At 46.3% G+C, this 22826-nt stretch carries 19 protein-coding genes and 2 tRNA genes; 15 read left to right on the top strand and 6 right to left on the bottom strand.

Annotated elements, in window-relative coordinates; genetic code table 11:
* The first annotated feature begins 131 nt into the window (after nucleotides 1-131).
* From AB5Z01_RS09575 to AB5Z01_RS09525, 11 genes are all read left to right on the top strand, one after another.
* The gene (locus tag AB5Z01_RS09575; protein ID WP_022287113.1) at nucleotides 132-374 is read left to right on the top strand and encodes a FeoA family protein; all 243 of its coding nucleotides are present in this window, start codon (nucleotides 132-134) and stop codon (nucleotides 372-374) included.
* Entirely contained in the window at nucleotides 371-2377 is a 2007-nt protein-coding gene (feoB, locus tag AB5Z01_RS09570) for a ferrous iron transport protein B (RefSeq protein ID WP_117859321.1), read from the top strand. The genes AB5Z01_RS09575 and feoB overlap by 4 nt, the downstream gene beginning before the upstream one ends.
* Nucleotides 2374-2514, top strand: a complete 141-nt coding sequence (locus AB5Z01_RS09565; RefSeq protein ID WP_287214815.1) for a FeoB-associated Cys-rich membrane protein — start codon at nucleotides 2374-2376, stop codon at nucleotides 2512-2514. Before feoB ends, AB5Z01_RS09565 begins: the two co-directional genes overlap by 4 nt.
* Nucleotides 2515-2756: 242 nt before the next feature.
* On the top strand, nucleotides 2757-3686 hold the full coding sequence (locus AB5Z01_RS09560) for an acyl-CoA thioester hydrolase/BAAT C-terminal domain-containing protein (RefSeq protein WP_302837473.1): 930 nt from the start codon (nucleotides 2757-2759) through the stop codon (nucleotides 3684-3686).
* A gap of 317 nt (nucleotides 3687-4003) precedes the next feature.
* The gene (locus AB5Z01_RS09555; protein ID WP_302837940.1) at nucleotides 4004-5890 is read left to right on the top strand and encodes a GGDEF domain-containing protein; all 1887 of its coding nucleotides are present in this window, start codon (nucleotides 4004-4006) and stop codon (nucleotides 5888-5890) included.
* 238 nt (nucleotides 5891-6128) lie between these two features.
* A tRNA-Arg gene (locus AB5Z01_RS09550) sits at nucleotides 6129-6205 on the top strand.
* Nucleotides 6206-6312: 107 nt separating this feature from the next.
* Nucleotides 6313-7974: a hypothetical protein gene (locus AB5Z01_RS09545; protein ID WP_368365500.1), complete on the top strand. Its 1662-nt coding sequence runs from the start codon at nucleotides 6313-6315 to the stop codon at nucleotides 7972-7974.
* On the top strand, nucleotides 7971-9221 hold the full coding sequence (locus tag AB5Z01_RS09540) for an ATP-binding protein (RefSeq protein WP_287214812.1): 1251 nt from the start codon (nucleotides 7971-7973) through the stop codon (nucleotides 9219-9221). The genes AB5Z01_RS09545 and AB5Z01_RS09540 overlap by 4 nt, the downstream gene beginning before the upstream one ends.
* Nucleotides 9218-9847 carry a LuxR C-terminal-related transcriptional regulator gene (locus AB5Z01_RS09535; RefSeq protein ID WP_287214811.1) on the top strand — a complete coding sequence of 210 codons (630 nt, stop codon included), beginning with the start codon at nucleotides 9218-9220 and terminating at the stop codon, nucleotides 9845-9847. Before AB5Z01_RS09540 ends, AB5Z01_RS09535 begins: the two co-directional genes overlap by 4 nt.
* 244 nt (nucleotides 9848-10091) lie before the next feature.
* Nucleotides 10092-10412, top strand: coding sequence for a hypothetical protein (locus AB5Z01_RS09530; RefSeq protein ID WP_270763945.1), 321 nt, complete (start codon nucleotides 10092-10094; stop codon nucleotides 10410-10412).
* 59 nt (nucleotides 10413-10471) lie between these two features.
* Nucleotides 10472-14527: a hypothetical protein gene (locus AB5Z01_RS09525; protein ID WP_368365499.1), complete on the top strand. Its 4056-nt coding sequence runs from the start codon at nucleotides 10472-10474 to the stop codon at nucleotides 14525-14527.
* 539 nt (nucleotides 14528-15066) lie between these two features.
* Here the strand turns inward: AB5Z01_RS09525 and AB5Z01_RS09520 are convergent.
* The 3 genes from AB5Z01_RS09520 to AB5Z01_RS09510 all read right to left on the bottom strand — a co-directional run bounded on the left by AB5Z01_RS09520 (nucleotide 15067) and on the right by AB5Z01_RS09510 (nucleotide 16788).
* Nucleotides 15067-15201: a hypothetical protein gene (locus tag AB5Z01_RS09520; protein ID WP_022287121.1), complete on the bottom strand. Its 135-nt coding sequence runs from the start codon at nucleotides 15199-15201 to the stop codon at nucleotides 15067-15069.
* Nucleotides 15188-15784 carry an accessory gene regulator B family protein gene (locus tag AB5Z01_RS09515; protein ID WP_117894057.1) on the bottom strand — a complete coding sequence of 199 codons (597 nt, stop codon included), beginning with the start codon at nucleotides 15782-15784 and terminating at the stop codon, nucleotides 15188-15190. The genes AB5Z01_RS09520 and AB5Z01_RS09515 overlap by 14 nt, the downstream gene beginning before the upstream one ends.
* A 122-nt stretch (nucleotides 15785-15906) precedes the next feature.
* Nucleotides 15907-16788, bottom strand: coding sequence for a sensor histidine kinase (locus AB5Z01_RS09510; protein WP_368365498.1), 882 nt, complete (start codon nucleotides 16786-16788; stop codon nucleotides 15907-15909).
* A 19-nt stretch (nucleotides 16789-16807) separates the two neighbouring features.
* Between AB5Z01_RS09510 and AB5Z01_RS09505 the strand changes: the two genes are divergently transcribed.
* Nucleotides 16808-17065 carry a hypothetical protein gene (locus AB5Z01_RS09505; protein ID WP_333632594.1) on the top strand — a complete coding sequence of 86 codons (258 nt, stop codon included), beginning with the start codon at nucleotides 16808-16810 and terminating at the stop codon, nucleotides 17063-17065.
* A gap of 166 nt (nucleotides 17066-17231) precedes the next feature.
* Here AB5Z01_RS09505 and AB5Z01_RS09500 read toward each other — a convergent pair whose 3' ends face one another.
* Together AB5Z01_RS09500 and AB5Z01_RS09495 are read right to left on the bottom strand one after the other, a co-directional pair.
* Nucleotides 17232-17957, bottom strand: a complete 726-nt coding sequence (locus tag AB5Z01_RS09500; protein ID WP_332008180.1) for a LytTR family DNA-binding domain-containing protein — start codon at nucleotides 17955-17957, stop codon at nucleotides 17232-17234.
* A gap of 220 nt (nucleotides 17958-18177) precedes the next feature.
* Nucleotides 18178-20328, bottom strand: coding sequence for a Tex family protein (locus tag AB5Z01_RS09495; protein WP_287216397.1), 2151 nt, complete (start codon nucleotides 20326-20328; stop codon nucleotides 18178-18180).
* 226 nt (nucleotides 20329-20554) lie between these two features.
* Here AB5Z01_RS09495 and AB5Z01_RS09490 point away from each other — a divergent pair, with 226 nt between their 5' ends.
* From AB5Z01_RS09490 to AB5Z01_RS09480, 3 genes are all read left to right on the top strand, one after another.
* Nucleotides 20555-21310 carry a ThiF family adenylyltransferase gene (locus tag AB5Z01_RS09490; protein ID WP_022287125.1) on the top strand — a complete coding sequence of 252 codons (756 nt, stop codon included), beginning with the start codon at nucleotides 20555-20557 and terminating at the stop codon, nucleotides 21308-21310.
* A 102-nt stretch (nucleotides 21311-21412) separates the two neighbouring features.
* Nucleotides 21413-21763 carry a hypothetical protein gene (locus tag AB5Z01_RS09485; protein ID WP_138339512.1) on the top strand — a complete coding sequence of 117 codons (351 nt, stop codon included), beginning with the start codon at nucleotides 21413-21415 and terminating at the stop codon, nucleotides 21761-21763.
* A gap of 91 nt (nucleotides 21764-21854) precedes the next feature.
* Nucleotides 21855-22427 carry a hypothetical protein gene (locus AB5Z01_RS09480; RefSeq protein WP_332008176.1) on the top strand — a complete coding sequence of 191 codons (573 nt, stop codon included), beginning with the start codon at nucleotides 21855-21857 and terminating at the stop codon, nucleotides 22425-22427.
* A gap of 204 nt (nucleotides 22428-22631) precedes the next feature.
* Here AB5Z01_RS09480 and AB5Z01_RS09475 read toward each other — a convergent pair.
* Nucleotides 22632-22707: transfer RNA gene (locus tag AB5Z01_RS09475), tRNA-Asn, on the bottom strand.
* Between the last annotated feature and the right edge of the window lie 119 nt (nucleotides 22708-22826).

Raw genomic sequence — 22826 nt, 5'->3', positions numbered from 1 at the left:
TTTTTAGATAACATTTGACTAAAATATACGACATATACTATTGACAAGTAAAGTTAGCCATGGTAAACTTATTCTGTAGAGTTCTTTTAGATAAAACATAAGAATAAAATATAGCTATGGAGGAAAAGACAATGACTCTTGATAAGCTTAAAACGGGTGAGTCTGCCGTGATAAAAGCGGTAGGTGGCGAGGGTGCGCTTAGGCTGCGTTTTCTCGACATGGGACTTATACCCAAAACAAAGGTGAAAATGCTAAAGCGTGCGCCAATGGGCGACCCTCTTGATATAGTACTGAGAGGCTATGAGCTGACGCTCAGGATAGAGGACGCAAAAAACATAGAGATAGAAAAAACAGAGGAGAATGACCATATATGAGATTTGCCCTTGCAGGAAATCAGAACTGCGGAAAGACCACGCTTTTTAACGCCCTTACAGGGTCTAATCAGCACGTTGGAAACTTTCCCGGTGTAACAGTCGAGCAGAAGGTCGGTGACATAAAGGGGCAGAAAAACTGCACTGTGGTGGATCTGCCGGGAATATACTCACTGCGCCCTTACACGCAGGAAGAGATCGTCACCCGTGACTACATAATAAATGAAAAGCCTGACGGCATTATAAACATTGTTGACGCCACCAATATAGAGCGAAATCTGTATCTCACTTTACAGCTTCTTGAACTGCGTGTGCCAATGGTGCTTGCCTTAAACATGATGGACGAGGTAAGAGCCAACGGTGGAACGATAGACGTAAAAATGATGAGCGACGCACTTGGCATACCTGTTATACCGGTAAGTGCGGCAAAGGGCGAGGGTATCTCAGACCTTATCGACAAGGCTGTAGAAACTGCCCGAAACAAGACAAAGCCTGTTGTCACAGACTTTTGCTCAGACGATTCCGCTGTACACAGATGTATACACGCTGTTGTGCATCTTATCATGGATCACGCAAACCGTGCAGGCATACCGCCGAGATTTTGTGCTTCAAAGCTTATTGAGGGTGATAAGAATATCGAGGATCAGCTTGAGCTTAATCAAAATGAGCTGGAGCTTCTCGAACACTGCATAGTGGAAATGGAGGACGAATCAAAGCTTGACAGAAATGCGGCGCTTGCAGATATGCGATACGACTTTATCGAAAAAGTCGTTGCCATAAGCGTTGTGAAATGCCACGAGAGCCGAGAACACAAGCGGAGCGTAAAAATAGACCGCATTTTAACGGGAAAATACACTGCACTGCCTGTATTTTTCGGGATAATGTTTCTTGTATTTTTCCTCACATTCAATGTTATCGGCTCGACCCTTTCCGATTGGCTTTCCCTTGGAATAGACAAGCTCACCGACCTAGCAGACAAAGGGCTTACAGCCTACGGCATAAACCCTGTTGTACACAGCCTTATAATAGACGGAGTTTTTGCAGGCGTTGGAAGTGTTCTAAGCTTTCTGCCTATAATAGTGACGCTGTTCTTTTTCCTTTCCATACTGGAAGACACGGGCTACATGGCACGAGTGGCATTCGTAATGGACAAGCTTCTTAGAAAGATCGGTCTTTCGGGACGAAGCTTTGTGCCTATGCTCATAGGCTTCGGCTGTTCAGTGCCTGCCATAATGGCAACTAGGACGCTTGTATCAGACCGTGACAGAAAAATGACCATACTTCTTACCCCTTACATGAGCTGTTCGGCAAAGATACCTATTTACGCAGTTTTCTGTGCAGCATTTTTCAAGAAATATCAGGCGCTTGTGATGATAGGCTTATACATAACGGGCATAGTGCTTGGGATAATAGTTGCACTGATACTGAAAAATACAGCTTTCCGTGGCAAGCCTGTGCCGTTTGTAATGGAGCTTCCAAACTATCGTCTTCCTTCGGCAAAAAGCGTAGGACTTCTTCTTTGGGACAAGGCAAAGGACTTTATACAAAGAGCTTTCACAGTAATATTCTTTGCGACTATCATAATATGGTTTTTGGAAACCTTTGACGCAAAGCTCAACGTTGTAAAAGACTCCTCCGACAGCCTGCTCGCTCTTATCGGTCAGGCTATATCGCCAATATTCAAGCCTTTGGGCTTTGCAGATTGGAGAGTGACCACCTCGCTTATTTCAGGCTTCACTGCAAAAGAGGCGGTAGTAAGCACAATGGCGGTACTGATGAACACAAGCACTGCAAATCTTGGCACTGCTCTTTCGGGAGCATTCTCCACCCTTTCCGCACTGAGTTTTCTCGTATTCACCCTGCTTTACACCCCATGTGTTGCGGCGGTGGCGACCATAAAGAGAGAGCTTGATTCAAGGATACAGACAGTTGGCGTTGTGATAATGCAGTGCATGGTGGCATGGCTGTGCGGCTGTGCGGTATATCAGATAGGAGCATTATTATGAATACAGCCGACTGGGTAGTGGTGATACTTCTGCTTTTATGGGCAGTGGCGGCGGCAATAAGTATATCAAAGCAAAAGAAAAAAGGTAAATGCTGCGGCTGTTGCTCACACTGTCACAGCAGATGCGGCCAAAAATAAGGCATAAAAGTAGCGGAGAACTGCAAATAAAATGCGTTCTCCGCCATTTTATTAATATATAAGCAACACTAAGAAAATCAAAAATTTACAATACATCTGACTTTTTTCGTTAATATACCTGACAAATAAGCAAAAGTGTGATATAATATAGCTTAGGGCGAAGTAATCTACCCTGTTTTTTTTGAAATATGGTTAGTTTAATCTAACTTTATAAAGAAAACCAACTTAGAAAGGTCGGTATTATGAAGAAACAATTTTTTAGCAATGAGAAAGACGGTTTTTATGGTACATATTATGAAAACCCAAAGGGTGCAAACTACGCAATGATAGGTCTGTTCGGCGACGATCCTAATGACTTTATGGCAAAGTGCGGAGCAAAATGGCTTCACAAAAATGGCGTGAACGTTATGTGTATGTCACCTGACGTGAAGAACTACGGCCATGTGAACTTCCCGCTTGAAAGGATAGAGACCGCTATAAAGTGGCTCAAAAGCCATGGAAACAAGAAGATAGGCATAATGGGAATGAGTACGGCAGGAATGGATTCCCTTGTGGCAGCTTCATATTTCCCTGACATAACACTCACTTTCGGTCTTACGCCAAGCGACTTTGTATGGCAGGGCTTTGAGCAGGGCGAAAAAGACGGCTGCAAGGAATGGCCTATCCCTGACGCTTCCACACTTTCATGGCAGGGCAAGCCGCTTGCCTATATGCCGTTCGTTTATGCCCACCCTGAATACTATCACAAAATAGAAGAAGAAACCAAAGGCTCGGGAGATATAACACGAAGCACGCACCTTTTTATCGACTCTGAAAAGGCAAGAGAACATACAGAGGAAGAAATGATAAAGGTTGAGAACATCAAGGGCAAGCTTATAATGGTGGGTGCTGATGACGACAGCTTCTGGGAGGCAGGAAAATACGTCCGCCGCATGGATAAGCGCTTGAAAGAACGCCCTCACGAGTGCGATTACGAAGCCCTGACTTACGAGCATGGAACGCACTTTGTGCTTCCTGAGACAATGCTCAGAAAAGCACTTCCTGTGGGACTTAAATTCGTAATGAAATTTATTTTCAAGGCTGCAAAGGACTATCCTAAGGAGTGCGAGCAGACAAGAAAGGATATCGACAGACGACTTTCTGCGGCTTTAAAACAGTGGGTAGCTGAATAAAAAAAGCCCATAAAATACGCTATTTTGTGTAGGAGCGACCTCTGTTCGCCCCTTGCTCGATATGTTTTACGATAAACAAAGACCGACTTCCAGCGAAAAAAGCTGAAAGTCGGTCTGTTATTTTTTGCAGCAGCATAAATGCTTTCAAAAAGAAGATTTTTGTGAATTTTGTGAGTTTTCTATTGACATCAGAGTGTGGATATGGTAAAATTAACGGTATGTGAATATTTTCTAATAGCAGTCACATATCAAAGCAAAAAACAATTATTTTATATAGATAGTGGTGGGTCATCGGGACCCTGACGAAGGAGCAAGCCATGTTTACAAGCGATACAGCGAAATATAAAATAATAGGTATCTGCACTTCATGCGTACAATCTGACTATGTGAGAGATATAGTATCTTCCATAAGCCGAAAGGGTGTAAAAGAGGGCTACAAGGTGCTTCTTTTTAACACCTTTTGCGACCTTTATCACAACATTTCCTACAACCATGGTGAAGCAAGCATTTTTGATCTTATAAATTATGACATTCTTGACGTACTTATAATAATGCCCGAGGCAATAAAAAGAGACAGCATTTCCAACGAGATAAGCAAGCGTGCCCATGAACACGGTGTTCCTGTCATATGCGTTGACAGTACAATGGATAATTGCTGCAGTGTGACATTCAATTACTCTGACGTTTTTGAAAAGATAGTTCGCCATGTGATCGAATTTCACGGCTGCAGAAGAGTTAATTTCATTGCTGGCGTAAAGGGCAATGCTTTCTCAGAAGAGCGTATAGAAGCATACAAAAAGGTGCTTGCGGAAAACGGCATAGAATTTGAGCCTGAGCGTCTTGGCTATGGTGACTTCTGGGATATGCCAACAAAAGGAGTATTGGAGAAATTTTTGGAAAGCAGTTTGGAATTTCCGCAGGCGATAATATGTGCAAACGACGCTATGGCGATAGCAGCTTGCAGCATACTGAGAGAACGCGGCATAAAAGTGCCTGAAGACGTTATTGTAACGGGCTTTGACGGCATCGAGCTTGAACAGTATAACAGCCCTCGTCTTACAACGGCGGCCGTAGACAATGATGTGCTTGGCGAAAAGATAATAAACGCCATAGACCATATGATGAACGGAGTTCCTCTTCCTGAAAAAATAGAGGTCAACTACACCATGAGGATATCCCAGTCTTGCGGCTGTAAGAAAATAGACCCGAGAGAAGTAGGCGACAAGATCCTTGAGCTTTACCATAGAATGAACAATTCTGATGGTCACGAACAGCATATGTTCTCTTATCTTGCAAAATCAGTGGAATGTCACACCGTAGAAGAAATGGCAAAGGTAATGGCACGTTCGGGAGATTATTATAGCTGGGTATGCACAAACTCTGATTTTCTGTCAAACACGAGGCAGAGAGAACGCTTTAATAACAGCTTTACAAAGCAGATGAGAGTTTTCATGCAGACTTTTGACAACAAATACAAGACCGGTGAAGTTTTTGACACCAAGGATCTTTTGCCTGATATGGAGCAAGTCCTTGGACGCCATAACTGCTTAATGTTCTCGCCGCTTCATTTTCAGGATGAGGTCATAGGCTATGCGGCAAATTCATATAGTCCTATATATTTTCTTTTCCAGAACACAAGGCGTTTTATAAACAACACCAATCAGATAATGGAGAGCTTTAAAAACCGCCAGCGGCTTGAAAGGGCAAATGCAGAGCTTGCAAGGATACATATGCTTGACCCCATGACGGGGATATATAATCGCAGGGGCTTTTACAAGAACGTAAGAAAGCTTATTTCAAAGGCTGAGAAACAGGGCGTAGGCGTATGGGTATTCTCCATTGACATGGACAACCTTAAAAAGATAAATGACCTCTATGGTCACAACGAGGGTGACAAGGCGATAAAGGCAGTGGCGTCGCTGATGACAAAATGCACTGCAGAAGGTGGGATATGCTCACGCTTCGGCGGTGATGAATTTGTAGCTGTTATCGCTGAAACAGACGGTGCGGACAGCTTTTACGAAAAGGTATCCCGCAGCATTGCAGAGTACAATCGCAGAAGCAAGTCGCCATATGATGTGTCGATAAGCTGTGGCTACAAGGCGGGAAAGCCGAAAACGTTGAAAGAGATCGACGATCTTATGAAAGCGTCAGATCGTGAGATGTACACGCAAAAGCGTAAACATCATAGTCGGCGGGACTAACAGACATAACCAGAGGGCGGATAGTTTGAAAACTTCCGCCCTTGTTTTTATGCTATTTGAGTATGCCAACTCCCTCAAGAAAGATCTTCAGCCCGATCAAAACAAGTATAATACCGCCTGCTGTTTCTGCCTTGCTCTTATATCTTGAGCCGAACTTGTTGCTATGGCGAGTCAACTTTTTTGTCAAATAAACATTTGACAAAATTGCAAAACTGTGATATAATAACGATTGTAGTATGTTTCCGTAGCTCAGCTGGATAGAGCGACCGCCTCCTAAGCGGTAGGTCGGGTGTTCGAATCACCTCGGGAACGCCATAATGCGGAGACAAAAAAGATGTCTCCTGCGAAAAGCCCGAATATATCGGGCTTTTTTGCTACCCAAAGGTAAACAAAAACGAATGAAGGCGAAATGGGGTCTGTTTATGACCGAACAGAAAAAGAATACTATCATAACAAGCGGCATCGCTGTACTTGCCGTGATACTGGCATATTGCTTCCGAATTGTGGGCAGGGGCAGCTTCTACCCGATGCTGTTTTCCTATCTGCGCAGCTTTATCTATATCGGTCTGTTCGCCGCCTGGGGGCTCTCCGTCCGTCAGCGGATCGTGCAAAAGCAGGTGTGCAGGTTTATGACGGTCACCGCAGTACTGCTCATCATATGGATGGTAGTCCGTTCGGCAAAGTATTTTATATTCTGGCAGCCGGATGCCGTCCGTTACCTGTGGTATCTGTTCTATCTGCCCATGCTGTTTGTGCCTATGCTGGCGCTGCTGATCGCCATGTCATTGGGAAAGCCGGACGAATACAAATTCCCCAAGGGAATGTCGATTCTGTGGATCATCTCCGGCACATTGCTTCTGCTCGTACTCACAAATGACCTGCACCAATTCGTATTTACCTTTCCGAAGGACGCCGCCGTGTGGACAGACAAAAACAACGGCTACTCGATAGGCTACTTCATTATTGTTGGCTGGCAGGTGCTGTGTGCCTTTGCCGCACTCGTAATTATGTTTTTAAAATGCCGTGTGCAAAAAGGAAGGCTCCACTTTCTGCCCATTGTTCCTATGCTGCTGACGATCGTTTACAGCGTGCTTTACTATGCAGGTGCGGATTGGCTGCTCCACTTGTTCGGCGATATTGCCGCATTCCAAAGTGTGATGTATATTCTGACCTTTGAGTTTTGCATCGCCTGTGGATATATACATTCAAACAGCCGTTATGTGGACTTGTTTGCCTCCTCTGTCGGCACATCGGCAGAGATCACCGACAAGGACTTTACCGTTCGGTATGCAGCTGTAAACACTGCGCCTATCTCAAAGGAAACGATGAAAAAAGCCGAGCAAAGCCCGGTCACAATGGGCGGCTTGACCGTTCACACCATGCCCATTGATGGCGGCTATGCCGTATGGACAGAGGATGTGTCGGCTTTGCGTGACATCAAGGAGGACTCCGAGCTTCTTGCAGACGAGCTTGCCGACAGGAACGAAATGCTCCGTTATGAATACAAGCGTGAAGCCAAGCGCCGCAAGGTGGAGGAGCAAAACCGCCTGTATGATCTCCTGCGTTCCGCTACGCAGACGCAAATCGACCGCATTGCAGAGCTCACTAAGGAATACCGCCGAATCTCAAGCACCGATCCCGACAGTGCCAAAACGCTCCTTGCCGAGATTGCCGTGCTGTGCAGCTATATTAAACGCCGCAAGCATCTGACGCTCCTTACCGACCGAGATATTAAAATAGCGGAAACGGAACTCCACCGTGCCTTCAATGAGTCCCTCCAAACGCTGAAGCTGTTGGGCGTCCGCAGCTCGCTCTATGTGGACGAGTCTCTTTCCATGCTCTCCGGCAAAACGGCGACTGCTGTATTTGATTTTTATGAATCGGTTATTGAAGCCGACATTTTGAATTTAACAGGCATACAGGTAAGCCTCATAAAGGCAAACGGCTTGCGCTTGTCACTGAATGTGTGCTGCAAAGCCGATCTTTCCGCTTTGGTAAACGGAGACAGTATCCGCTGTGAAAAAGAGGATGACGAGGAATACCAGCACCTTGTATTTGAAGCGAAAGAAGGTGACAGGAAATGAGTACATTTTCTTCCCTTTCTGAATTTTGGCAGACCATGCTGCCGTTTATCATGCTTGTGGAGATCGTCCTTGAAATCGGGCTGTTTATGTATCAGCTTCTTCGCAGCAATAAGCCGGTGCGCAGCCTGCTGAGTCTGGCGGTCATGGCGGTGATGATCCCGCTGCTATTCTCCGTTTCTCAGGCAGATCCCGATAATATCGGGGACGCATTTCTGCTGGACGCACCGTGGCTGATATTTGCCGCTGCCATTTTCCTTGCGGCAGTTCACTTTGCCATTGCTCTGCCGCGGGAATACCGCCGTAAAAAGAACGAGCTCTCGCCGTTCTCCATTAAGGAAGCAACCGATAAGCTGCCTATGGGCATCTGCTTTGCCGACCCGAACGGCAGGATCATCCTGTGCAACAACCGTATGCGCAGGCTCTCATTTGCCCTTTGCGGCCACGAGCTGCAAATCAAAAGCGATATGGAAAATGCCCTGAGCGCGCCGGACAGATCTGTAACCGTCAAGGATGATTGCTACATCCTGCCTGACAAGACCATCTGGCAGTTTCGCACACAAAATATCACCGTGGACAGCGATGACCGCTGGCAGCAGATAACGGCGCACAATGTAACCGAGCTGTATAACGGCTATCAAAAGCAAGAGGAAATAAATGAAGAACTGGCAGAAGTCAATCGAAAGCTCAGGAAGATGTACGCTCGCATGGAGAACGATGTCAAAGAGAAGGAAAGCCTTGACCTAAAGGTCTATATTCACGATACCATCGGGCGAAGCCTCCTGACCATCCGTGACATCATAGACAGCGGAGAGGATACCGAGCGAAAGCTTGAGGCGCTGCAAAATGCCATCGGTATGCTGGCAAGCAACCGTGTCACCTCTGTCAGCACAATGGACGAGGTAAAAAGAACCGCACAGCAGCTTGGCGTGGCTGTAAAAATCGACGGCTACCTGCCCCGTGATACCGCAGCCGAGGAGCTGACCGTTGCTGCCGCCAAGGAGTGCGTGACCAACTGCATCAAGCACGCAGACGGGAATGAGGTATATATCCGCATTGCCCAGCGCGGCGAACGCTATGATGTTACAATAACCAACAACGGCAAAATACCCACAGAGCCGATAAAGGAAGGCAGCGGCCTGTCAACGCTTCGCCGCAGTATTGAAAGCTCCGGCGGTGAAATGCATATTTCGCACAATCCACGCTTTGCTCTTCTGATTACGATTCCCACAAAGGAGATCAGCATATGATAAACACCATACTTGTAGAAGATGATCTATACATCCAAAAGCACTTTGTCGATCGTCTTGCGGCAGACGATGAGTTTCATCTTGTCGGCGTTTTCCGTGACGCCTTTGAAGCGGAAAAGCACTGCGACGCCACCGTAAAGCTCGTCCTTATGGATGTGCAGACGCATCATAAGCATTCCGGTCTTGCCGCCGCAGAGCGCATCAAAAAGGCTTTTCCGCAAATCAAAATCGTTGTGGCTACCTCGCTTGTCGATCCCCAAGTTTTGCAAAGAGCCAAAATGGGTGCTGCCGACAGCCTGTGGTATAAGGACCACGGAACAGAGGAGCTGATAAGCGTGGTAAAGCGCACTCTGGCAGGCGAAAAGGTATTCCCCGATACCGCTCCGGCCATTGAAATGGAGGGTACGATGTCCGATGTCTTCTCGCCCCGGCAGTTAGACATCCTACGCCTTTATATAAAGGGCTTTACCTATCAGGAAATTGCCGATAAGCTGGGCATCTCCAAAAACGGCGTTCGCTGGAACCTGGACGATATGGTGGAAAAGAGCGGCTTTGAAAGCAGAGAAGCGCTGGTTGCAACCGCCATTGAAAACAAGCTCATGGTGATCACCTTAAAAGACGAATAAGCAAAACTGAACCCCTTGACTGTACGGTCAAGGGGTTTTTCGCGCCCAAAAGGCAAAAATCTTTGAAAAAATCGAGATTTATCTTCTGTTACTGGCACAAGTGCCAGTGACAAACGCCAAAAAATCAGTATAATAGATAATGTAAGATTAGGATTGTGCTTTTAGAAGGTGGTGATGAATGATGAAAAAAATCGTTCTGGACATTCAAAGCGATATCCATGCGCACACCATGGAGCGAATGCTGATGCAAAAATTGGACGATTGCCAAGTTGTGATTTCCGAGTCGCCGGACGCAACCGCCGAGTGGTGCAAAACGCATCGACCGGATGTGCTTTTAATGGAGGTCAAGGCGTATTCGCCATGGATGTTCAAAGAACGAATGGCGATCCGTGACAAGGTAAAACGGAACACGGAAAGCTGTCGTGTCATTCTCTTTGTGGATGATGATACAGATGAAGATTTGACCGAAAAGGTACGGCAGGCAAAGCGTGAGGGTCTGATAGACGCTTTTCTCTTCGGTTCGGTATCCGAAAACTACTTTGCTTCGGTCATCGACAGTGTTTAAATCAGGCAACACAAAAAGCATAAAAATCTTCAAAATAATTATGAGGGAGGAATAATAGTATGACAAAAACGAACAAACGAAGGCGCGTCGCCAGCGTCCTGTTGGCGCTTGTGATGCTGCTCTCACTGATGCCGAGTCTAGAGCTTCCCGCCCACGCCTTTTGGGATGACTACGACACCGGCGGAGATTGCCCCAACTGCGACCACTACCACTGGGGTGAGAATTTGTGCGACTGCCAGTTCTGCACCATTGACTGCAACTACGATTGCTGGGTTGAAACCCATTGCAACGACTGCGGTCTGTGCCTGGGCGACACGCCCTACTGGTGCGAGGAGTGCTATAAATGCGCGGACTGCATGGAGGACACGCACTGCTCCACCTGCGGCAAATGCTACATCGGCGAGGATGACCAGCTGTGCGGCGAATGCCATAAGGGTCCATGCTGCTCCATAACCATCTGCGACTCCTGCGGATTCTGCGATGACTGCGCAAACGATGACAGCGACCCGATGCACTGCTCGCTGTGTAACGCCTGCTTCGGTTCGGTGGACGAGTGCGTGGACGACGATGATACCGGTGTCATCCACTGCATCGATTGCCACACGGCCTGCGAACAGTGTGAGGAATGCCTGCTGAATCAGGAGTCCTGCGAGGACTGCGGCCTGTGCCTGGAGTGCTGCCGAGATAACTCCGAGGGCGGCGGCTGCCCAGACGGCGAGACCTGCGTGGAAAGCCCCGAGTGGGACGAACACATCTGCCAGGGCTGTGACGGCTGGGTCACGGATAAAGAGGACGAGGACGAGTTCTGCGAAACCTGCGAGATGTGCAAGGAGTGCTGCGAGGGCAACTCCGACTGCTCCGAGGGAATGTGTGCAATGGACACGGACTATGCGGATCACTTCTGTGAGGACTGCGGCCTGTGCTTCCACGACAGCGATCCCTGCGAGGACGGCTGCGATCAGCGCTGCAAGGACTGCTGCCGAGATGCCGTAAGCGCTATGGGCTGCGATCATGACGACTGGTGCTTCAGCGACTCTGATTTTGAGGATCATCTGAAGACGGAGCATGCCGGCGCCGGACATACCCACATAGCCTCCGCCAGCTGGGCGGCTGACGGAACGCAGCACTGGCACCCCTGCCGCTATTGTGACGATAAAAAGCTGAATGCCGCCAACCATGAATTTGACGCCAAGGGCGTGTGCAAGGTCTGTGGCTACATCAGTGGCAGTTCCATCGTCATCAACCGCCAGCCGAGGGGCGTCAAGTGTAAGACCTCTATCTACAGCAGCGGCGATTATGACGAAGAGCCGGAAAACGACCTGCTGTACAGCGAACATAACTGGGTCACCTTCTCTGTCTCGGCAAAGAGCCTGAAAGGCGACGAGCTGACCTATCAGTGGTATCAGAAGAATAATGCGAATCCCACGGCGGCGCCCTACAAACTGCCGGAGAAAGATTACTATGTGGACGTGAACACCCCAACGCTGAGGCTGTCGGTTTCCGCCGAGGCCTGCATGGATGACTACTCCTACTACTGCGTCATCGGCAGAAAGGGCGACCCTTCCGACACCATGAAAACGGCGGAGGCAAAACTGACTGCCACCCATGCCTACAGCCATAAGCAGGCGGGTGTGCGTGTGCCCACGGAAGACAGCGAGAGAACGCCGGAATACAAGGTCACTTGGGTCGATAAGCATGGGAATACCCATAACGGTGTCGTGGGCGGCGACCCGAAATGCGACGGCCACAAGCTCCCGTGCCTGTTCGAAGCAGGCTATTACGAAGCGCATTATATGACTACCGGCTCCAAGGAGCGCATCTTCCCGCATACCTTTGTGCTTGACAGAAGCCTTGACGCGGTAGGCGGCGGCAGAGTCGATGTGCTCAGATGTTCCGTCTGCGACTATACCGTTCCTGTGAAGAGCCATGTCCATGATTACGGCTGGAACTGGGACTGCACCGGCTTCGGCAGTATCTATGAGTATACCTTCAACATCGGCGGCTCGACCAAGACGGTGGAGCAGCTCATCCTTGAATCCGGCTATGCCCACCCCGAAAAGTGCAAGGTTCCCGGCTGCGAGGAGTTCATCATGGTTCCCCATAGCTGGGGCCGCTGGAATGTGGTCAAAGCCCCCGATACCGAGGGCGATAAAGGCGGCATGGAAGCTGAATGCAGCGTCTGCGAATACAAAGAGACGGAAGGAATTGACGGCGATTGGACAAAGGACACCGCCCTTGTGACGGTGAAAAATGGCCGGGCAACCCGTATGATCGTCAAGCCAGGCGACAAGATCAGGCTTTATCCCGAGGAGAGAACCGGTCAGAAAGCCATCGGCTGGAAGGTGGAGTATCGCCGCGAATACAATGAGTATGACATCATACCTGTTACTAGAAATTGGAATACCAATGAGGCGAAGACCCTGTTCAAGCTGGTGACCAACGGCTCCGCCCTTGAGTGGGGCTGCACGATCCCAGAGTTCAGCGCCATGGGTGCCCCCGGCGGCGGCAGTTTCTTCTTTGAGCCTGTCTATGCAGGCTGTGACCACAGCGGCGGCACCACGGTGCTCAATGCGAAGGAGCAGATCTGCGACCGTAAGGGCTACACCGGCGACACCGCCTGCGCAGACTGCGGCCATGTCATCAGTGCCGGTTCGGATATCTACCCACCTGCAAACGCCGGTCATACCGGTCCACTGCAGCCGCTGTACTACTACGGCACGGCCAACTCGGCAACCACAGACGCGAGCCATGGCGGCAAACGCTATAACGCCAAATCGGGAGACTGCCGACACCGCGCCTATGAGGGCGACTACCGCTGCACGGCTTGCGGCGGCACCGTAAAGGGCGAGACTGGCGACTTCAGGCATAGCGGTCCCCTTGAACTGCGGGATGTAAGAACGGCGACCTGTACAGAGAGGGGCTATTCCGGCAGCCAGTACTGCTCAGCGTGCGACAGGATCGCGAAGAAGGGCGTCTCAACCCCGTCCCTCCACGAAATTGCCGATAACTACAAGCTGATCAATGAGGTTAAGCCAGGATGCACCACCTCAGGCTATAGCGGTGACCAGCAGTGCACAGCCGGCTGCGGACAGATTATCCGCTACGGTCATGTCGTTAATAAGCTCAGCCACGACTGGGACGGCGGCAAACCTGCAAAACAGGGCAAGAGCGAAGGAATTCTCTACACCTGCCAGCGTGCCGACTGCGGCGAGACAAGGTTCGTCAGAAGCTCCGACGCGACCGAGTTCACGGTCACGGTCATCAAGGGCACGGCCTCCGTTGCCGCAGGGACACTCATCACGGACAAGATCGCGCAGAACACCGTTGTGACCGTTACGGCGGACGCACCGGAGGCAGGCAAGGTCTTTGACAAGTGGGTCGTGCTGGAGGGCAATGTCACTCTGGCAAACGCCACCAAGGCAACTACCACCTTCACCATGCCCGGCAATGATGTGAAGCTCGAGGCCACCTATAAGGATGCGCCTCCAAGCCATACCCACAGCTACGGAACCGAGTGGAAGTATGACGACACCGATCACTGGCATGAGTGCGAGTGCGGCGATAAGGCCAATATTGCGGCTCACAGCGCCAGCGAGTGGATCGTTGACACGGCAGCTACCGAAACCGCCGACGGCGCTAAGCATAAGGAATGCACCGTCTGCAAGAAGGTTCTTGAAACCGCACCGATCCCCGCAACAGGCAGCAATCATACCCACAGCTACGGTACAGAGTGGAAGTATGACGGCACCAACCACTGGCATGAGTGTGAGTGCGGCGACAAGGCCGACACGGCAGCACACAGCTTCCAGTGGGTGATCGACAAGGCCGCTACCAAGGAGGCCACAGGCATCAAGCACGAGGAATGCACCGTTTGCAGCGCCAAGCGCAGCGAGAATACGGTCATCGACAAGCTCCCCGACGGCGGCAAAACCGACAATACAGGCAGCAGTGATAACAACACCAATAAGCCAGAAAATGACGACTCCACCAAGTGTCCTCAGACCGGTGACAGCAACAACCACATCGGTTGGCTGGCTGCTCTGTACGTCAGCGGCGGCGTTCTGACTCTGCTGGGCGTAAGCGGCAAAAAGAGAAAGGAATCCAAGGTTAAATAAGCCGACGCTTCCGAAATCGAAATAGCCTAAACACAATAGGCGGTGACGGATCATTCCGCCACCGCCTATTTTCCTGAAAGTGGGCATGGCAGCAAGTCCCTTTCCGAAAGGCGGCAAGCGACACCCACATTCTGACCGTGTATCCCCAGCCGAACGGGGACGGCGATCTCCGACGCTCTTTCTTTATGCCTTCGACAAAAATCAGAGCAAAGCTCAAAAATCTTTTAGAAAATTAAAAAACTTGGTTGTAGCCCCCTCAACTTTTCAGCATGGAAAGTGAGGGGGCTTTCTCTATAGCCTCCGCCCGTTCTTTGAAAACCGAATAGTACAGCGCATCCTTTTGTAGGGCGGATTTTTTTGTGTCTAAAAGCAAATTTACTCACTGTCAAAAGCTTGAACTCACTACAAATAAAAAAAACGGTAACACCAACAGGAAGTTATTTTCCTGCTAATGTTACCTCATTTACAAGTATCACAAGATTTAAAGGGGAAATGATAAAGACTTTGTAATGCTTATCGTAATTCTTGTAGCTTTACGCTTAATTCTTGTAAATGTTTTTTGGCTCTTTAGCTTGATAGCCACCATACATTGATGCACATCCGCAGGCAGCTATACCCATTCTCTTAGTTGCTCTGGCAATAAGGCTGGCAAGCAATTTCTTAAATGATCTCATTCTTATCACACCTCTTTTCTTTGATCTTCGCTGATATTATTAAAACTGCAATTAATAGATTTGTTAACAGGATCATAGATCCAACCATCTGATATCTATTGATAATCGCCCCGCCAAACAGATCAAGCAACAGAAAAACTATCATTCCCATCGCTTTGAACTTTGGCTTTTTTTCTTTTTCTATAGGCTTATTTTTGTTCTCCACAGGGCAGAATACAAAAGCTATTATCTCTTCAAACACCACAAAGGCAGCGATCACCCATATATTTATATATCCGCATACCTTGTCATTAAGAAAAGCTGTAGCAATAAATGTCGAACACATCAACAGATTGCATCTGAAATATGTATCTGCATGATACCCTCCGGTAATAACCCTGACAGCAATAAACACTGCCAAATATATTACGCTTTCCAGCAAATGCCCTGTTAATGCTCCCATAAGCAATACAAGCACAATGTTCAACATTGATGAGATAGTTATTTCTATGCCATACCGATAAAAATCCTGTACCTCATCTGCTTTGCCGATAGCTTCCTGCTCGGTCAAAAAATTAAGTATACCCGATACAACAAGATCCATAAACTATCGCCTCGCTTTTGTCTTACCCTAATTTGAATTTTACTAGAATAACAGCAATATGTCAAGCTTTTTGGAATGAGTTGCAGGTTTTTGTCACGAAATGCAGCAACGGTCCGGAACAATTAGTTCAGGACCGTTGTATCTGCCATCAATGTTACCTGACAGCAAAACATTCCCTCCGACTCATAGAAATCGCATCTGCCATTATATTTTCTTGCTATCTCTCTGATTATTGAGGTCCCCAGACCATGCTGTTTTTTATCAGCCTTTGTGGTCGTAAGCCTTGGATTACTATCCATAACAGAATGATCTATTGAATTTTTTATCAAAAACGTATATGTATCCGTTTCTCGGTCGATCTTCAGATACAGAAATTTATTTGCGTCGTCGGCTATTTCCTTGCATGCCGTTATAGCATTCTCCAACGTGTTGCTCAACAGGTCGCAAAGGTCAGTTCCCTTTATTCCCTCAAAATCTGAAACTGTTATACATGATATTTTTATCCCCAAGGAAGAAGCCATCGTAAGCTTTGCGTTAACGATAGCATTTACAATATTATTTTTCGTTTTAACATAGGACTCCGACTTCCCGATAAGGTCAAAGCTTTCTGAGATAAATTTTCTCGTTTCATCTATTTTTTGTACTTTCAACAGTTCATTGACCGTTTCATATTTGTCTTTTATATCATGCCTTAGTTTTCTCATGGCGTCATATTGCGACTCGGCGTTTCCGACAAACTGCTCAAGATACTGCTCTCTTAGTTTGACTATCTCCATTTCCTTGAGCTTCTGATTCTTTTTTATCAAAGAATTTATTATCCAGAATATAAGTATATTAAGAACAAAGACAAGCATATATGACAGATTTATATACAGCCTATGGCCATCGTCTGCCGAAAGGGACAGTTCATGTATTACCATAACGAGAGAAAACGAAATAATAAGCACTGCAATTATCGTCACCCAATCTGAAGCCGTATAATCATCTGTATGTTTAAAGGCCATCAGTATTAATCTAAATACAATGAATATAGATATCTGGATCATTATAAGCGTTACAAATCTAAGCAAGCTTTGTTCGACCACAAGCTCCCTGAGGGATATTTTAAAAAATGACGATACAGCATTTAGTTCCAATGACGTTATCAACAAGATCGCAACCTGCGAGAGGGATATGGAAAGAAATTTCTTTACTGCATTGTCACTAAAAAAGCAAAACGCAAAAACAAGCAGACTTGCCCAGTACAAAGCACTTCCAAAGCCCTCAAATACAGTGAAATAATTAAAAGCAGTGACCAGACAGCCTTCACAAACGGCAAATATAACAGCCCATATCTTAGCCCTTTCATGAGATCTTGGCGTAAGAAATTTATATATAAACCATGTTTCCAGACCGCCCTGATAAAAGTTTATCAAGATCTCAAATATCGTCCACAATGTAATAGTCATCACTTTCTCCTCAGATATTCAGTCAAAGCGTCGTCAACTGCATTCTTATATCCTCGGCTCATGGGAAGCTCTGAACCGCTTTTGAAGATCACTGTTTCATTTGAACGGCTTATGTTAAAAACATATTTCAGATTGACGATATATTTTTTATGTACCCGTATAAAATCAAATTTACGATAAGCTTCTTCTATCTCGCCAATGCTATCTCTGACTGCAATGGTATCCTTATTATTTGCAAAATGATATATGATGCTGTGGCTATTGCTCTCTATATAAGTTACATCCCGAAGCTTTACAGAGATCCTTCCCTGCTCCCTATTCTCCAAAACCACTGTCTTTTCCTGCTTCAGTGCGTCCGTCAACTGTCCTGCTACCATATGGAGCCTATCCTTCATAACATCGGCGTCAGGATCTTTGCAGATAAAATTCAGCGGTCTGAAATTAAAGCTGTCATAAACCAGCTCCTGATGACTTGTCACAAAGATCACGAAGCAATTACCATTCTGACCTAGCTGCCGCGCGACTTCAAAACCGCTCATTTCAGGCATATCAAGGTCAAGAAATATAGCCGAAAAAGGCTTTTTCCCATGGCAGTAAAAAAAGCTCTCAGCTTTGGTAAACGTTTCTATTTCAGCCTTGACCGACCTTGATTCAAGTTCATTTGCCAGCATAGATTTAAAAAACTGAAGAAAAACAGCATTATCATCACAAACTGCGATCCGCATTTTTTCACGTCCTTTTATAACATAGTCTATGTACGATTTTATATTACCATAATTATACCGTAAGGTCAAGCCATAAGGCGTATCGCAGCTCCCTGCGTCAAGACCACACCTGGCGGCAAACAAAAAAGGGCTGTTCTCACAGCCCTTCAGTCTGCCGCAAAAGTGTAAGACCAACGTCCCACTTATTTAGGTCTTTTCCAACTTATTTCGTTTTGGATCCCTACACCTTAGGCTTTTTCATAGTAAGCGAAATACGCTTTTTCTTCAGGTCAACGTTAAGTATCCAAACCTTAACTACCTCACCGACCTTTACGACCTCAAGAGGATGCTTTATATATCTGTCGCACATCTGAGAAATATGTACAAGACCGTCCTCGTGAACACCGATATCAACGAACGCTCCGAAGTCTATAACGTTTCTCACTGTGCCCATAAGCTCCATGCCCGGTTTCAGGTCTTTAAGATCCATAATGTCGCCACTTCTCATAAGCGGTGGCGGCAGCTCGTCACGAGGGTCACGACCAGGCTTTTCAAGCTCCCCTACTATGTCCTTTAACGTGGGAGCACCAATGCCGATATCTGTGGCAAGCTTCTTCATGCCCATTGCATTGACTTTCTCAGCTATCTGCTTTACGTCACCCATGTCCGCAAGGCTCAGCCCGCACCTGTCAATAAGAGCCTGTGCGGCCTTGTATGACTCAGGGTGAACAGCCGTGTTATCCAGCGGATTTTTTCCACCACGCACTCTCAAAAAGCCTGCGCACTGCTCAAAAGCCTTTGCGCCAAGTTTCGGAACTTTCATAAGCTGCTTTCTTTCGGTGAAAGCTCCGTTTTCCTCACGGTAGGAAACAATATTCTTTGCAACTGTCATATTTATGCCCGATATGTATGACAACAATGAGTATGAAGCCGTATTAAGGTCAACGCCTACTGAGTTTACGCAGTCCTCAACAACGCCCTTTAAAGCCTCGTCCATTCTCGCCTTTGGCATATCATGCTGATACTGTCCAACACCTATTGCCTTTGGGTCTATCTTTACAAGCTCTGCAAGAGGGTCCTGCAAACGGCGTGCTATTGATACTGCTGAACGCAGTGAAACGTCATACTCAGGAAACTCCTCAGCCGCAAGCTTGGAAGCGGAGTAAACGGAAGCGCCTGCCTCAGACACCACCATGTAAGAAACTTTCTGCGGAATTTCTTTGATAAGCTCGGCTGTGAACTGCTCCGTTTCTCTTGAAGCAGTGCCATTGCCTATGGAGATAGTCGTAACACCATATTTCTTTATAAAGCCCGTCAGAATACGCTTAGCACGCTCTGTATCCTTCTTTGGCGGAGTAATATAGATTATTGCAGTGTCAAGCACCTTGCCCGTAGCGTCCACTACAGCGGTCTTACAACCGTGAGCATATCCCGGGTCAAGACCAAGGGTAACAGTGTCTTTAACAGGCGGCTGCATAAGAAGCTGTCTGAGATTTGAGGAGAACACCTTTATTGCCCCCTCCTGAGCGTTTGCCGAAAGCTCCGCCCTTATCTCACGCTCTATGGACGGATAAATAAGTCTTTTATAGCCGTCCTCACAAGCAGCCGTAACAAGCTGTCCGCACTCTGACTTATTTTTCACATATCTTGACACGCAGGCTCTCTCTCCTGCGCCCTCTGGGACATTCACTGATACTTTCAGAACGCCCTCTTTTTCGCCTCTGTCCAAAGCCAAAACTCTGTGACCTGCTATCTTTCCCACAGCCTCGGCATAGTCGTAATAGTTCTCGTACACTGACTCGGCATTCTCATCAGACGCTTTTGAGCTTATCACGCCTATCTGCGAAAACAGCGTTCTTATGTATTTTCTCAGGTCAGCGTCATCAGAGATATCCTCTGCGATTATGTCCATTGCACCCTGCAAAGCTTCGTCCGCAGACTTTACGCCCTTTTCCTCGTTGATAAATTTTGACCCCTCGACCTGCGGGTCGCATTTCTTATCTTGGGTCAGGATAAGTTCAGCCAGTGGTTCAAGCCCCTTTTCTCTTGCCACCGAAGCCCTTGTTTTACGCTTCGGCTTGAAAGGTCTGTAGATATCCTCCACCTCCACAAGGGTCTTTGCATTTTCGATAGCAGACATTATCTCGTCTGTCATTTTCTCCTGCTCAGTGATAGAAGAGATTATCTCGCCTTTACGTTTTTCGAGATTTCTCAGGTAAGTGAGCCTGTCAGCGATCTCTCTAAGCACCTGATCGTCCAACGAGCCTGTAAGCTCTTTTCTGTATCGTGCAATAAATGGTATAGTTTTATCGTCATCAAGGAGTGCAACAGTGTTGTCTATCTGCTCCTGTCTGAGCTTAAATTCTTCCGCAAGGGTCTTGTTAATGTCCATGTTTTTACCAATCCTTTTTATTACTTTTTGCGTATTATCACATATAATATTATAGCACATTTTCGATAAAAACGCAACGAAAATGCGGTCGAAAACTGTAACAAAGATATTATATAATACATATAGGTTTTATCAGAAAATTAATAAAAGCAGGCAAAAATGCACTTGAAAAAAGGGCTTGGATATGTTATCATAAAAGAATAAAACAGTATTCAGGAGTGTTTATATGCTAAATCAGTTTTCAAGAACCGAACTTTTATTCGGCAAAGAAGCAATGGAAAAGCTCAGCAACAGCAGGGTTGCGATTTTCGGCATAGGCGGTGTGGGCGGATATGCAGTTGAAGCCCTTGCACGAAGCGGTGTAGGCGAGCTTGACCTTATAGATGATGACAAAGTGTGTCTGACCAACATCAATCGTCAGATAATTGCCACAAGAAAAACAGTAGGAAAATACAAGGTAGACGTGGCGGAGGAGCGTGTTCACGACATCTGCCCTGACATAAAGGTGAACACATACAAGTGTTTTTATATGCCTGACACAGCGGATCAGTTTGATTTTACTCAGTATGATTACATTATCGACGCCATTGACACTGTTACAGGTAAGCTGGAGATAATAAAGCGAGCAGACGTCGCAGGAGTACCTGTTATATCCTCAATGGGTGCAGGCAACAAGCTTGACCCTACAGCATTCCGTGTGGCGGACATTTATCAGACAAAGGTCTGCCCTCTTGCGAAAGTCATGCGACGAGAGCTTAAAAAGGCAGGCATAAAGTCGCTTAAAGTTGTTTACTCAGAGGAACAGCCTATCAGACCGATAGAAGATATGGCTATTTCATGCCGTCAGGACTGCATTTGTCCTCCTGGTACGGCAAGAAAATGCACAGTGCGCCGTGATATTCCAGGCTCAACGGCATTTGTTCCGTCGGTGGTGGGACTTATCGTGGCAGGAGAAGTTATTAAAGATCTGGCTAAGAAATAATACAAACAAAGGACGAACCGCTGATTAGATGTGGTATAATGGTTTTGGAAATTGGTCGGAATAAACTGCCCGACAAATCAGCAGTTGATAAGGAGTACAGGAATGAAAAATAGAATAATATATTGCCTTAATTTCCTTTGGACAAGCATTATTGCATTTTCGTTTCCAATATGCTTTGGCTGGATTTTTCTTGATATAACAGGTCATTCAAAAGGATATAGTTATAATTTAGGCTCTGAAAAAGATGTTTCAATATTATTTGGCTGCATTGAGTTGTTGATATGGTTGGCATTATCTTTACCATCATATATTTATATTTTTCGGAAAACAATCACTAAAGGGAAACGAAACTTGTATGTAATAATCGCTTTATATATAGCTCTTGCTTTAATTTGTATCATTGTTTCAGGCGGAATATCTGCCTATTTAAAAGCAGTTTTCAATATATATTAATCAGATTTATCTCAACTATTACTTCCAATTTATCGAGCAGATCACTTATCGCAGCACTATTATTTGAATTTTTCAGAAAGGAAAAACTGTTATGCAAGAATGGCTCATGACTATAACGCTTGGAATAATCGGAGTATTTTTGATAGCTGCTACATATGCCGCATTATATCAAAGCAAAAAAAGCCAAAAACACATATCTGGATTTCCATTTTTCGGTGGGTTTATTCTTGCTGTTGCATTTCTCTTCTCTCCCATTAAATGGTTAGCTTTTCTGGGCTTCATTGATTATGGTTTGTGGCTCCTGCCATATGTATTGATTATGGATTATTATAACAACAAAAAATTCAAAAAGATATATATGCAGCAGAATTTTGAACAACGCATCAGTGATGAATCAAAAGAATTACGTATCAGAATTTCTGAAAGAAATGAAGAATGGGTACAGCCGTATATTACGAATTTAGTTTATGAACTCAAAGTGCCTAAGCTGTTATATGCTGTTTGTACAGACCAAAATGGAAAGAAATTTTTACTTATTGATAAATGCAAAAGAAAAGGCAACATTGAAATAGTTCCTTTTGATAATAATACTATTTTGCTTACAGACCTCAACTCAAAAGATGTTGATTATTCAGTAGAAATTGAAATCAAAGACAATCCATAAATAGTTTCCCATTTATCGAACAGCTCACTCATCACAGCACTCATGACGTGTGCTGTGATTTTTTTAGACAAACGACAAACAGTGCTTCCGTACACTTACATTAGCGTAAGCATACGGAAGCCCTGTTTCCATACATTACATTTACAAACTGCAATACTAAATCATATATACAAAAAAAGAGCCATAGCAAAAGCTACAGCTCTCTGGCTCCCCCTGTTGGACTCGAACCAACGACCCTTCGGTTAACAGCCGAATGCTCTACCGACTGAGCTAAGGAGGAATATGACTAAACAGAGAAGAATATTATCTTCTCTGTTTAGTAAGGTGTCGGCAGCACCCTATCTTACCGGGACGTTACCATCCAAGTATTTTCGGCGAAGAAGAGCTTAACTACTGTGT

It is taken from the genome of Ruminococcus sp. RTP21359st1_H3_RTP21359_211015 (assembly GCF_040909065.1).
Classification (GTDB): domain Bacteria; phylum Bacillota; class Clostridia; order Oscillospirales; family Ruminococcaceae; genus Hominimerdicola; species Hominimerdicola aceti.
This window is presented reverse-complemented; position numbering and strand designations above follow the sequence as displayed.